Source organism: Deltaproteobacteria bacterium (assembly GCA_020848905.1).
Classification (GTDB): domain Bacteria; phylum Myxococcota_A; class Polyangia.
In genome coordinates this window covers 21,991-34,588 of record JADLHG010000070.1, presented here as the reverse complement: position 1 = coordinate 34,588, position 12,598 = coordinate 21,991, and the positions used below count along the sequence as shown (strand labels likewise).

General features: G+C 72.3%; 10 protein-coding genes. 8 read left to right on the top strand and 2 right to left on the bottom strand.

Annotation, left to right across the window (positions count from 1 at the left end):
• The 7 genes from IT371_29550 to IT371_29520 all read left to right on the top strand — a co-directional run bounded on the left by IT371_29550 (position 1) and on the right by IT371_29520 (position 8,292).
• Positions 1–435, top strand: a complete 435-nt coding sequence (locus IT371_29550; GenBank protein MCC6751835.1) for a cobalamin-dependent protein — start codon at positions 1–3, stop codon at positions 433–435.
• A complete protein-coding gene (locus tag IT371_29545; GenBank protein ID MCC6751834.1) occupies positions 432–2,039 on the top strand; it encodes a methylmalonyl-CoA mutase in 1,608 nt (535 codons plus the stop codon). Before IT371_29550 ends, IT371_29545 begins: the two co-directional genes overlap by 4 nt.
• A gap of 10 nt (positions 2,040–2,049) precedes the next feature.
• On the top strand, positions 2,050–3,279 hold the full coding sequence (locus IT371_29540; protein MCC6751833.1) for a CoA transferase: 1,230 nt from the start codon (positions 2,050–2,052) through the stop codon (positions 3,277–3,279).
• The gene (locus IT371_29535) at positions 3,276–4,142 is read left to right on the top strand and encodes a xanthine dehydrogenase family protein subunit M (GenBank protein MCC6751832.1); all 867 of its coding nucleotides are present in this window, start codon (positions 3,276–3,278) and stop codon (positions 4,140–4,142) included. Before IT371_29540 ends, IT371_29535 begins: the two co-directional genes overlap by 4 nt.
• Positions 4,139–4,636: a (2Fe-2S)-binding protein gene (locus IT371_29530; protein ID MCC6751831.1), complete on the top strand. Its 498-nt coding sequence runs from the start codon at positions 4,139–4,141 to the stop codon at positions 4,634–4,636. The genes IT371_29535 and IT371_29530 overlap by 4 nt, the downstream gene beginning before the upstream one ends.
• Positions 4,629–7,037 (top strand): xanthine dehydrogenase family protein molybdopterin-binding subunit, encoded by a 2,409-nt coding sequence (locus tag IT371_29525; protein ID MCC6751830.1) that lies wholly within the window; start codon positions 4,629–4,631, stop codon positions 7,035–7,037. The genes IT371_29530 and IT371_29525 overlap by 8 nt, the downstream gene beginning before the upstream one ends.
• A gap of 199 nt (positions 7,038–7,236) precedes the next feature.
• On the top strand, positions 7,237–8,292 hold the full coding sequence (locus IT371_29520) for a hypothetical protein (protein MCC6751829.1): 1,056 nt from the start codon (positions 7,237–7,239) through the stop codon (positions 8,290–8,292).
• A 6-nt stretch (positions 8,293–8,298) separates the two neighbouring features.
• Here the strand turns inward: IT371_29520 and IT371_29515 are convergent, their stop codons facing one another.
• Positions 8,299–9,420 (bottom strand): hypothetical protein, encoded by a 1,122-nt coding sequence (locus IT371_29515; GenBank protein MCC6751828.1) that lies wholly within the window; start codon positions 9,418–9,420, stop codon positions 8,299–8,301.
• Positions 9,421–10,473: 1,053 nt separating this feature from the next.
• A complete protein-coding gene (locus tag IT371_29510; GenBank protein MCC6751827.1) occupies positions 10,474–11,640 on the bottom strand; it encodes a M23 family metallopeptidase in 1,167 nt (388 codons plus the stop codon).
• 258 nt (positions 11,641–11,898) lie between these two features.
• On the opposite strand from IT371_29510, the gene IT371_29505 reads away from it, so the two are divergent.
• Entirely contained in the window at positions 11,899–12,570 is a 672-nt protein-coding gene (locus tag IT371_29505) for an SOS response-associated peptidase (GenBank protein MCC6751826.1), read from the top strand.
• Positions 12,571–12,598 lie beyond the last annotated feature (28 nt).

Here is a 12,598-nt window from a genome sequence, read left to right as displayed (position 1 = left end):
ATGACGGAAGCCAGAGAGGAGCGCGCGATTCGCGTGCTGATCGCCAAGCCGGGCCTCGACGGCCACGACGTGGGGGCCAAGATCGTCTGCCGCGCGCTGATGCAGGCGGGGATGGAGGTGATCTACACCGGGCTTCGCCAGCAGCCCGAGGCGATCGCCCGGGCCGCGCTGCAGGAGGCCGTGGACGTGGTGGGGCTCTCGGTGCTCTCGGGGGCGCACCTGCCGCTCACGAAGAAGGTGAGCGACGCGCTGCGCGCGGCGGGGCTTTTCGACCAGGTGGTGCTGCTCGTGGGGGGCAACGTCCCCGAGCGAGATCGCGGCGCGCTCGAGGAGCTCGGCGCGAGCGGGGTCTTCCCCACGGCCTCGCCGCTCGACGCGATCGTGGAGTTCATTCGCGGCGAGGTGGCGCGCCGCAGGCAGGCAGGGCAGGCATGAGCGAACGCGGCAAAGGGGTCGCTCCGGTGGTCTGGGAGTCGGGACTCGAGATCAAGCCGGTCTACACCGAGGGTGACCTCTTCGACTCGAACGTGGAGGGCGAGCTCGGCCGGCCCGGCGAGTACCCCTACACGCGCGGGATCCACGGCGAGATGTACCGCAAGCGCCCCTGGACCATGCGCCAGTACTCGGGCTTCGGCACGGCGGCCGAGACGCACGCCCGCTTCGAATACCTCATCGCGCACGGCAACACGGGGCTGAACGTGGCCTTCGACTTGCCCACGCAGTGCGGGCTGGACTCGGACGACCCGATGGCCGAGGGCGAGGTGGGTCGGGTGGGGATGGCCGTGGACAGCCTGGCCGACATGGAGGAGGCCTTCGACGGCATCGACCTGAAGGGGATCACCGTCTCGCTCACCATCAACGGCTCGGCGGCGGCGATCATGGCCATGTTCTTCGCCATGGCGCGAAAGAGAGGCTTCGCTCTAAAAGACCTCCGCGGGACGGCGCAGAACGACATCCTCAAGGAGTTCATCGGGCGCGGGACCTGGATCTACCCCGTGGAGCCGTCGGTGCGGCTGGTCGGGGACACCATGGCCTTCTGCGCGCGCGAGGTCCCGCACTACAGCCCCGTCTCGGTGTGCGGCTATCACATCCGCGAATCGGGGGCCACGCCGGCCCAGGAGATGGCCTACGGCCTGGCGATCGCCTGCGCGTACCTGGACCACGTCATCGCCCGCGGGCTGCGCGTGGACGAGGTCGCGCCGGGGCTCTCCTTCAACTTCAACGTGCACGGCAACCTCTGGGAGCAGGTGGCGAAGTTTCGCGCGGGTCGCAGGCTCTGGGCCAAGCTCCTCAAGGAGCGCTACGGGGCCACGGAGCCGCGCTCGATGCAGCTCCGGATGATCGCCGGCGGGGGAGGCGGCGGGCTCACGATCCAGCAGCCCGAGAACAACATCGTGCGCGGCGCCTACTACGCGCTGGCGAGCGCGCTCTCGGGGACGCAGACCATGGCGCTCTGCTCGTACGACGAGGCGTACACCATCCCGAGCGAGCACGCGGCGCGCCTCTCGCTGCGCACGATGCAGGTGCTGATGCACGAGACGGGGGTCTGCGACACCGTGGACCCGCTCGCCGGTTCGTACTTCGTCGAGAGCACGACGAACCAGATGGAGCAGCTCATCGTCTCGATCATGAAGGAGCTCGACGCGCAGGGCGGGATCGTGCACGCCGTGGCGGAGGGGCAGATCCAGGCCCTGGTGAGCCGGCAGGCCTTCGAGCTCGAGCAGAAGCTGCGCCGGGGCGAGGTGAAGAAGGTGGGGGTGAACTGCTTCACCGAGGAGGAGGCGGCGCGCGAGGTGGAGCTGCACCCCTACCGCGAGGCCGAGGCGCGCAGCCAGGTCGAGCGGCTCGCGCGGGTGCGGCGCGAGCGGGACGGGGCCGCGGTGCGAAGCCGGCTGGCGACGCTGCGGGGGGCGGCCGAGCGGCGCGAGAACGTGATGCCGGCCATGCTGGACGCTGTCGAGGCCTACGCCACCGTCGGCGAGCTCTGCGGCACGCTGAAAGAGGTCTATGGGTGTTTCAAAGAGCCCGTACGTTTTTAGGAGTGAGAGCATGACCATTCGTCCCTTGCCCACCGAGCCGCTGCGCCGCGTGGTGCTCAGCATGGAGCAGGCGCTCTCGCTGCCGTACGCCACCGAGCGCATGGTCCAGCTCGGCTGGCGGGTGATCCGGCTCGAGCCCACGCCGATCCCCGGGCGCAAGGCCAAGGGGGACCCGAACCGCTACGTCGGCAAGCCGGTGGCCGGCGAGGACCGCGCGAGCTACTTCGTGGCCCCGAACTGCGGCAAGGAGGCCATCGCGGTGGACCTCAAGTCCGAGGCCGGGCGCGAGCTCCTCGCGCAGCTCATCCGTGGGCTCGACGTGGAGATCTTCTGCACCAACACCATGCCCGCGCGGCACGCCGGCCTGGGGCTCGACTACGAGGCGCTGCGCGCGGTGCGGGAGGACCTCATCTGGTGCAGCATCTCGGCCATGGGGCTCGCCTATCCCGAGGTGCCGGGCTACGACCCGGTGATGCAGGCTCTCTGCGGCTACATGGACCTGACGGGCGAGGCCGACGGGCCGCCGATGCAGGCGGGAGTGCCGCTCGTGGACCTCAAGGCCGGGGACGAGGCCTTCACCCAGGTGCTCGCCGCGCTGCTCGACCGGGCCGAGGGGCGCGGGGGCCGGGCGATCGACATCTCGATGGCGCAGGTGGCGCTCTCCTGGCTGCCCACGGTCCTGCCGCTCCTCGACCTCGGCAGCTCCGCCGACGAGCTGCGGCGCGCGGGGAACGAGCACCGCCAGTTCGTGCCGGTGAACGCCTACCCCACGGCCGACGGCTTCATCTACCTGGCGCTGGGGAGCGACGCGCAGTGGGCGCGGCTCGTTCTAGAACCTATATTCGCTTCGCTCGCCGACCCGGGCTACGCCACGAACGCCGGGCGGAAGGCGCGCCGGGCCGACCTCCACGGCGCGATCGCGCGCCTGACGGCCAGCCAATCTACCGCGGCGGTGGCCGCGGCGCTCGTTCGCGCCGAGGTGCCGAACGCGCCGATCAGCACCCTCGACGAGCTGACGAGCCTGCCCTTCGTGCGGGAGGCGCTGCTTCGCACGAAGACCCCCGACGGACGCACCGTGCGGCTTCCGCCCCCGGCCGTGGGGACGGCGCACCTCGCCTCGCTCGGGGGCGAGCTCCCCTTCGCCCCGGCCTACGGGGCGCACACCCAGAGCGTGCTCGAGGAGGCCGGGCTCTCCGCCGCCGAGATCGCCACGCTCCGCGCGCAAGGAGTGGTCGCATGACCGCCTTCGATCTCTATCGACCGACGAGCCTCCCCGAGGCGCTGCGCCTGGGGGCCGAGCTCGAGGGGGCCCGCTACCTCGGCGGGGGCACCGACCTGATGGTCCGCATCCGCGAGGGGAAGCAGCGGCCGAAGGCCCTCGTCTCGCTCGGCCGGATCGCCGAGCTCGAGGGGCTCTCCGTGGGCGAGACCACGCGGATCGGGGCCGGGACGCGCGTCGCGGCGCTGCTCGAGAGCCCCGCGCTGGCGGAGCTCTTCCCGGCGCTCGTGCAGGCGGCGGGTCGACTCGGGAGCGTGCAGATCCGGAACCTGGCCACGGCGGGCGGGAACCTCTGCAACGCCTCGCCCTGCGCCGACCTGGCGCCGCCGCTGCTCGTGGCGGAGGCCCGGCTCGAGGTGGCCGGGCCCGCCGGTCGCCGGGAGGTGCCGCTCGCGGACTTCTTCACCGCGCCGGGGACGACGCGCCTTGGCCCCGGCGAGCTGCTCTGCGCGATCCACGTGCCGCGGCCGCGCTCCGGTACGCGAGCGTGCTTTCTAAAACACGGGCGGGTGGCCATGGACATCGCTCTCGCGAGCCTCGCCGTAGCGGTGGAGCTCGACGGCGAGACGGTGACGCAGGCGCGGCTCGCGGCGGGGTCGGTGGCTCCGCGACCGGTGCGGCTCCCCCGGACCGAGGCGCTCCTCGCGGGGCAGCGGCTGACGCCGGAGCTCCTCGCGCGGGTGAAGGCCGAGGCCTCGGCGGAGGTGCAGCCCATCAGCGACGTGCGCGCGGGGGCGGACTTCCGCCGCCACATGATCGGCGTCCTGCTCGGGCGGGCGCTCGCCGCGCTCCTCGGGGCGCAGAAGGACGGGAGGTCGGCATGACGGTCAAGGCCACCTTCAAGGTGAACGGGCTCGCGCTCGCCGCCGAGCTGGCGCCGCACACGCGGCTCATCGATCTATTGCGAGGCCCCCTCGGGCTCACGGGCACCAAGGAAGGGTGCGGCAACGGGGAGTGCGGGGCCTGCACGGTGCTCCTCGACGGGCGGCCGGTGGTCTCGTGCCTCACGCTGGCGCTCGAGGCCGAGGGGCGGGAGATCACGACGGTGGAGGGGCTCGGCGGGCCCGGGGGAAAGCTCTCGCGGCTGCAGGAGGCCTTCGTCGCGCACGGCGGCGTGCAGTGCGGCTTCTGCACCCCGGGGATGCTCACCTCGGCCCACGCGCTCCTCGAGCGGAACCCGGACCCGAGCGAGACGGAGGTGCGGCAGGCCCTGACGGGCAACCTCTGCCGCTGCACGGGCTACACGCAGATCGTCGGGGCGATCCAGGCCGCGGCGAAGGCGCTGCGCGAGGACAAGGAAGGAGGCCAGCATGGCTGAGCGGCGACCCGAAGGGCTGCGGCACATCGGCCAGGTGCTCGCCCGCCCGGACGCGGCGGACAAGGCGAGCGGCCGCGCGGCCTACATCCAGGACCTGAGCCGGCCGGGGATGCTCTACGGCAAGCTCAAGTTCAGCGAGCACGCGCACGCGCGCATCGTGCGCATCGACACCTCGCGCGCCGAACGCCTCCCCGGGGTGCGCGCGGTGCTCACCGCCGAGAACACCCCCGAGATCCGCATCGGCTTTCTGCGCGACAACTACGTGCTCAAGAAGGGGCGCGTGCGGCAGTTCCGCGACGAGGTGGCGGCTGTGGCGGCGATCGACCCGGAGATCGCGGCGGAGGCCGTCGAGCTCATCGACGTCGAGTACGAGCCGCTGCCGGCGGTCTTCTGTCCGCGCGAGGCGCTCGCGGAGGGGGCGCCGCTCGTGCACGAGACCGACCCCTCGGGCAAGCCCCGTCGCTCGAACCGGCTCGCGCTCGAGTACCAGCACACCTCGGGGGACCTCGCGGCCGGCGAGCGCGCCGCGCGGCACATCGTCGAGGGGCAGTACTCGACGCCGGTGATCCAGCAGAGCTGCATGGGGCCGGCGGGCTGCATCGCCGAGTTCGACGCGCGGGGCAACGTCACGCTCTGGGCCAAGACGCAGATCCCGTTTCTCGCGCAGCGGGACTTCAACCGGGCGCTCGAGCTGATGGGCCTGCCGGGGCGCAACGCGCGGGTCATCGTGCCGGCCCTCGGCGGGGGCTTCGGCACCGGGCTCGACACGCACGTCTACGAGTATGTGGCGATGCTGCTGGCGCACCGCACGGGCAAGCCGGTGAAGATCGTCTACACGCGCGAGGAGGAGTTCGCGTGCCTCTCCCCCCGGCAGTCCTCGCAGGTGCGGGTGGTGCAGGGGTGCGATTCAGAAGGAAAGCTCACTTTCCGCCGCATCGAGGCGCTCCTGGATAACGGCGCGTACACCTCGTGGGGGGCGACCTATCCGACGGTGATGATGCTGCCGGCGACGTCGCTCTACCCGGTGGCGAACGTGCATTTCGAGGCGCAGCTCGCCTACACGAACAACACCTACTGCCAGGCCATGCGCGGCTACGGCAACCCCGAGGTGGCCTGGCCGCTCGAGAGCAACCTGGACGACCTGGCGCACGCGGCGGGGATCGACCCGCTCGAGCTGCGGCTGAAGAACTGCAACGAGCCGAACGCGCTCACGCCGATGGGGCTCCAGATCACGACCTGCGCGCTCCGCGAGTGTCTGGAGAGCGCGGGGCGGCGCCTCGACTGGAAGGCGAAGCGCGGGCAGCAGCGGGGCAAGCGGCGGGGGGTGGGCCTCGCGGCGCTCCTGCACGTGGGGGGCTCGGGACGCATCTACCGCTCCGACGGGGGCGGGGTGATCCTGAAGCTCGACGACTACGGCAACGTGAACGTGAACTGCGGCGGCGTCGAGATGGGGCAGGGGCTGCACGCGGCGCTCACGGCCACGATCGCCGAGGAGCTCGGGGTCTTGCCGGAGCGGGTGCACATCAACCCGACCGACACGGGGACCTGCCCCTGGGACGCGGGGACGCACGCCAGCCGCGGGGCCTTCATCGCCTGCAACGCGGCGATCCGCGCCTGCGCGAAAGCGAAGGAGAAGATCTTTTCCGCGGCGCGCGAGCTCTTCCCCGAGGAGGTGCGGCGGAGCTTCGAGCAGCACCGAAAGAAGCACCCGGGGGCCGAGGCGCCGGCCTTCGACGTGCAGGCCGCCGCGGAGGCGGGGCGCTTCGTGCTGCGAGACAGCGTGCTCGCGCTCGAGGGGGCGCCCGATGAGCCGTGGCTCTCGCTCGAGCTCGGACGGCTCCTGCGGGCGCTGCACTTCCGCGGACAGCAGGGCGAGATGATCGCCGTGGAGGCCTTCTACGAGCCGAAGAGCGAGCTCCCCGACTGGCACAAGGGGTACGGCAACATGTCCGCGACCTATGCCTTCGGCGTGCAGGGGGCCGAGGTGGAGGTGGACGAGGAGACGGGCGAGGTGAAGGTGCTCAAGATGGTCTCGATCCACGACGTGGGTCGCGTGCTGAACCCGCAGACCCTCGACGGCCAGGTCTACGGCGGGCTGGCGCAGGGGATCGGCTACGCGCTCTACGAGCAGGTGCAGAGCCGCGCGGGGCGGATGCTGAACCCGAGCTTCACCGACTACAAGATCGTCACGGCCAACGAGATGGCCTTCCCGGTCGAGGTGGAGTACGTCGAGACGCACGACCCCGAGGGGCCCTTCGGCGCGAAGGGGATCGGCGAGCCCGGGCTCGTCCCCACGGCGCCCGCCATCGGCAACGCGGTCTTCGACGCGGTGGGGGTGCGGCTCCACGACCTGCCGATGACGCCGGAGCGGGTGCTCGCGGCGCTGAAGGCGCGCGGGTAGCAGGAGTACAGGCCGCCCGCACCTCCCCGGGACGGGTGGCCCCACGGTGCCCACGACCCGCGGCACCCGAGGCCCCGCGCCGGCCCCTCCGACGCGGTGCGTGAGAAGGCAATCCTGCGACACTTCACGGTCCGGCCACTCGCGGATCCTGGCACGGCCCTGGCTTCTCTCTCTCGACGACGGCGTGCGTCGAGACGTGATGACCCAGATTCGGCAGCTCCTCCTTCCCCTCGCCCTGCTGGCCGCGGCGTGCGGCGAGGAGCCCGACTTCGGCGCGAAGGCGCAGGCCATCACCGCCCAGTGCACGATCACCGTGGCCGGCAAGGGGGCCAAGTCGATGGAGGACGACTACCTTCCGCACGTCATCGCCTGTGAGCACGGCAGCGCGGACAAGGAGGCGCTCAAGGCGCAGGCCGTGGCGGCGCGAACCTTCGCCTACTACAAGCTCTCGCGCGGGGCGACCACGGTGCAGGACGGCACGAGCGACCAGGTCTACACCTGCGGCAACAAGCCCTCGCAGCGCCACTTCGACGCGGTGAAGGCCACCTCGGGGCAGGTGCTGATGTACAAGGGCGTGGTGATCTGCTCGTTCTTCGTGGCGGGAGCGAAGCCCTCGAACGCGCAGAGCTGCGTGGCCAAGGCCGGGGACTCCGACGGGACCAACACCGAGCGCTACGTGACCTACAACGAGGGGAAGACCGGCACGAACATCACGCGCAGCATCATCGGCAACACGAGCCCCACGAACAACTACAACCGAGGCTGTCAGTCCCAGAACGGGGCGCAGTGCCTCTCGCTCGCGGGGCGCAACTACGTCGCGATCGGCCGCTTCTACTACGGGGCGGACATCGAGCTCGTGACCGCGCCCGGTAGCTGCGTGACGCCGCAACAGCCGCCGACGGCTCCGCCTCCCACGGCCCCGAAGGCCGATGCGGGGGTGCCGAGCGCGCCCAGGGCCGACGCGGGCAGGTCCACGACGCCGCGCCGCGATGCGGGAGTGCCGAGCTCGCCGCGGGCCGACGCGGGCTTACCGGCGCCGACGACCCCGGGGGCCCAGGACCCGACGGAGCTTCCGCCAGCCGACCCGCTCGGCTCGAACGATGGGCTCACCGCCGCCGAGGAGCTCACGCTCCAGGGCGGGTGCGCGACGGTTCCGCTCCCCTCCGGGGAAGAGGGCTCGCTCGCGGTGTGGCTCGCGCTCGCCCTCGTTGGCGTGCGCGTGCGCCGGTCGCGGCGACCTCTTCCGCCGCGCTGACCGCGATCAGGGCAGCCGGAAGGCGCGCACGTAGTCCAGCATGACGGGCAGCACGGGACCCGAGCTGGCGAGGTTGGTCGCGCCGACGACGATGGACCGAGTCTTCGTCGGGAGGACGCCGGGAATGTTCACGGTGCGATTGGCAGTCGCGGAGCCGGAGATGGCCCGGCAGGTGAGCACGCTGCCGTCGGTCCAGCTCTGGAGAACGACGGAGCTCCCCGCCGGAGAGAAATTCGTCGTGGCGTGATTGAAGGTCGTCGCCCCCTGCGCGAGCCCGTAGAGCTCGAAGGTCGTGGCCACCCGTCGCACCGAGCAGAGGCGGCGCGGGTTCGTGTCGGTCGCCGTGAAGGACTGGGCGGTCGGCGCCGCCGCGTCGGCGATGAGAAAGACTTCCCAGTTCGTCGTCGCCGTGGGCAGCTCGAAGCGCATCTCCAGCAGAGGAGACCCGGTCGAGGAGGGCGGGGGCTGATCGGTCCAGAGCCAGGTCGTGAAGTTGGCAGGCGGCACGAGCTGATACCAGCCGCAGCTCGCGAGGGACGAACGCGTTCCGTTGAACGCCACGCCCCACCGGGAGGCGCTGAGCGTGAAGAAGGGCTCGTCCAGGTCGAGGACGTTGCACTCCGTGGGCCAGGGGTCGCGCGTATCGGGCAGGCCGTCGCATTCGGGGCGCACTCCGCAGAGCTGGGCGCACGATGGGTTCTGCACCGGCTCGCACTCGTGGCAGCCCGGGCCGATGCCGCACACCGTGGCTCCGTCGGGTCGCGGGCCGGTGTCCCGCGGCGCGGAGGCGTCGCGGGGCGCGCTGCCGTCGCGAGGCGCGCTGCCGTCGCGAGGCGTGCTGCCGTCGCGAGGCGCCGCCCCATCCCGGGGAGCTCCGCCGTCGGGCGCCTGCTCACCGTCGAGCCGCGAAGAAAGATCTGCCGGGCCGCCCTCCGCGCGCGCTCCGTCTCGCGGGTACCCCGCCGCGTCGGTCGCGGGGCCTGCTCCCGGTCGATACGAGAAGAACTGGTTGCAGGCGAGGTCGCCGGCGAGCAGCGCAACGAGGGTGAAGGATGCGCTCGCGCGAACCGCCCGTCGCGTGGGCCGGGCGTGCCGAGAAACGCCGACGGACCGAGCAATACGTCTCACCGTTTCATCGTAGCACCGTGCGTCTCGGCGCGGGCGCGCTTGTGGCGGCTCCACGGCACGGTCTACACTCGATCCATCGGCCGCCGGTGCACACCTTCCCGAACCGTCGCACGGTCCCGCGCGCTGGCTGCTCTCTTCGCGCTCCTCGCCGTGCAGACTCCGGCGTGCCTCCGCCTCGGCTTCGACCGAACCGACGACGGCGGCGCGCGTCGCGCGCGGGACGGAGCGGTCTCCGACGGCGGCACGCAGACCGGCGCCTGGGACGGTCTCCCACGGCCCGGTGACGGCGCGTCCGTGGGCGAGGGGGGCGCGAGCGGGGGTCCCCTCACCTTCGTGCCGGCGCCGAAGAAGACTGCGATCATGGCGCTCGCCTGGAGTCCGGCCGAGAAGGTGGGCTACGCCGCCACGTACAGCGGCGCGATGCTGCGCCTGAGCGGCGAGAGCTGGCAGCTCCACGCGGATAACGTCACGACGGAGATCCTGCGCGCGGTCTGGGCCGACCCGGCCACGGGCGAGGCCTTCGCCGTGGGGGACAAGGGGGTCATCCTGCGGCATCTCCCCGGCGGAGGCTGGGTCGCGAGCCCCTCCCAAACGATCGTCGCGCTGCGCGGCGTCTGGGGGGCGAACGCGCGCGACGTGTGGTGCGCGGGGGATCAGGGGACGCTCCTGCACTTCGACGGTGCGAGCTGGAAGAGGGCGCCGTCGCCCACGACGCTCGAGCTGCGCACGGTCTTCGGATTCTCGGCGTCTCAGATCTGGACCGTGGGCTACGGCGGCCTGGTGCTGCGCTACGACGGCAGCGCGTGGAAGAGCGAGCCCGACGCGCCGGCCAACGGCCTACGCGATATCTGGGGTCTCTCGACGACAGAGCTCTGGGTCGTCGGCGACGGCGGCCTGGTGCTGCGCCGGCAGGGGGCGGGCTGGGTGCGCATCCCCTCGACCGTGAGCCAGACCTTGCACGCCCTCCGGGGCGTCTCGCCGACGGAGCTCTGGGCCGTGGGGGACGAGGGGACCGTCGTGCGCTTCGACGGGACGCGCTGGAGCGCGGTGGCGCTACCGCCGCTCCCCCCCGACGTCATCCCTCCGGGGCAGCGCGCGCCGAACCTCCACGGCGTGGCCTACCTCGGGGCCTCCGGGCCCTGGATCGGCGGTCAGCTGGGCACGCTCCTTCGACCGTCGCGGTGAGCCGCCGCGTCTCCCGCGACGCGCGCGGGTTGCGAGCGCGGCAAGCGCAAGCGCGAGGGCGAGGAGCGCTGCGAACTGGCCCGGCCCGTCGGCTCGCGTCGAGCCCACCGTGCATCCCCCGTACAGGCGCTGCCCGGAGCCGTCCGGCGGGTCGTCGAGCGCACCGCCCGGTCGATCGATCCGTAGCCCTTCGTCGCCCCCGTCGGTCCGCGCGCGCGGCGAGGGCCCGCCAAGGTCCGCCCCGATCGTGGGACGCGAGGGCGCCATCGCGTCGGTCCGGGCGCGAGGTCCCGCGTCGGGCGAGCCCGGAACAACGGACTTTGGCGCCGGCACGGAGCCATCGCGCGCGGGCGTCGTGCCGCCTCCCGTCGGAGGCGCGGCGTCGCAGTTCGAGACCCCACTCGAGGTGCTACCGAAATCCTGAACGCTACCCATCGGCTCGGGAACCACCGCCACGCCGCCGTAGGGCCCGCCGTCGAGCTTGGCGTTGCGGTAGAAGACGAAGTGCAGGTGCGGGCCGGTCGTGTTCCCCGTCGAGCCCATGAGCCCCACGGTGTCGCCCGCCGCCACCTGCTGCGAGACGGTCACCTGCACCTGCGAGAGGTGCGCGTAAAAGGCCTGGTACCTGTGGCCGTCGCCGAAGTCGTGCTCCACGAGGACCGCGTTGCCGTAAGCCGCCCAGCCGCCGCTCGCCCGCCCCGCGAACCGCACCACGCCGGGGGCCACCGCGGTGAGCGCCTTGCCGTTGCCGCCGCCCCCCTCGGCGCGCACCAGATCGAGCGCGTAGTAGTCGTTCGACCCGGAGGTGTTGGTCGTCTTCTGGTGCAGGCCGAGGCCGTACCCGCGCGAGACGGTGAACTTGACGCCGCAGGGGAAGGGGGCGCGCAGCGCGGCGCCGGCCGGCAGGTTCACGGCTCCCCCTTGAGCCACGGTGCGCGCGTCGACGGGTCGCGCGACGGCGAGGAGGCCTGCCATCGCGAGAAGTGGGCCGTGAATCCGGCGGCGGTGGGGGCGGTGGAAGGCGGCGCGAAGCATGCGAGTGCGCTCTCCGGGTCTATGGACCGGGGCCCTTCGCGACCTCGAGCCCACCCTGGAATGCGTAGCAAGGCCAGTGCCCGTTGGAGGGGGGGGGCGATGCGCCGTGATTCCGACGACAAGCGGAGTGGCTGGACCTCGTCCGTCGAGGGGAAGGGGCCCCACGTGCCTCTCGCAGGCCGCAACCGGCGGTGGGCAGCGCCGTGTGGCGGGCAGCGCCGTGACAGGGCCGGCGCCGCGGGGCACAATGTCCGGGCCGTGTGCGGTCGCTACACACTCACCCGACCCGGGGCGCTCCTCGAGGCGGACTTCGGCTTGACCGAGCTGCCGAGCGGTCTCTCCGCGCGCTTCAACATCGCGCCGAGCCAGGACGTGGCCGCGATCACCGACGCCGAGCCGGGGCGCCTGTCGCTCCTTCGCTGGGGTCTCATCCCGTCGTGGGCCAAGGACCCGAAGATCGGCTCCCGGCTGATCAACGCGCGGGGCGAGACCCTCTCGAGCAAGCCCAGCTTCCGCAGCGCCTACCGCAAGCGCCGCTGCCTCGTCCTGGCCGACGGCTTCTACGAGTGGCAGGTCACGGGCGCGGGGAAGGTGCCGATCTACATCCGCCGGCGCGACCTGCGTCCCTTCGCCTTCGCCGGCCTGTGGGAACGCTGGCAGGCCGAAGCGTCGCCCGTGGAGGTGCGCACCTGCACCATCGTGACCACCGAGCCGAACGCGCTGCTCGCGCCGATCCACGACCGCATGCCGGTGATCCTCGGGCGCGAGGGGCGCGCGGCGTGGCTGCACGCGGCGAGCGGCGAGCCGCTCCTCCAGTCGCTGCTCGTTCCGTGCGCAGCGGAGGAGCTCGAGGCCTATCCGGTCTCGCGCGCGGTGAATGCCCCCGCCGTGGACCGGCCGGAGCTGGTGCTGCCCGTCGAGGCGTCGTGACGATGCCCGGGCGCCTCGGGCGAGGAAC

Coding starts and splice junctions, on each gene's coding strand:
- IT371_29540 (MCC6751833.1), top strand. CDS start 2,050: ATGACCATTCGTCCCTTGCCCACCGAGCCGCTGCGCCGCGTGGTGCTC.
- IT371_29530 (MCC6751831.1), top strand. CDS start 4,139: ATGACGGTCAAGGCCACCTTCAAGGTGAACGGGCTCGCGCTCGCCGCC.
- IT371_29545 (MCC6751834.1), top strand. CDS start 432: ATGAGCGAACGCGGCAAAGGGGTCGCTCCGGTGGTCTGGGAGTCGGGA.
- IT371_29525 (MCC6751830.1), top strand. CDS start 4,629: ATGGCTGAGCGGCGACCCGAAGGGCTGCGGCACATCGGCCAGGTGCTC.
- IT371_29535 (MCC6751832.1), top strand. CDS start 3,276: ATGACCGCCTTCGATCTCTATCGACCGACGAGCCTCCCCGAGGCGCTG.
- IT371_29550 (MCC6751835.1), top strand. CDS start 1: ATGACGGAAGCCAGAGAGGAGCGCGCGATTCGCGTGCTGATCGCCAAG.
- IT371_29510 (MCC6751827.1), bottom strand. CDS start 11,640: ATGCTTCGCGCCGCCTTCCACCGCCCCCACCGCCGCCGGATTCACGGC.
- IT371_29520 (MCC6751829.1), top strand. CDS start 7,237: ATGACCCAGATTCGGCAGCTCCTCCTTCCCCTCGCCCTGCTGGCCGCG.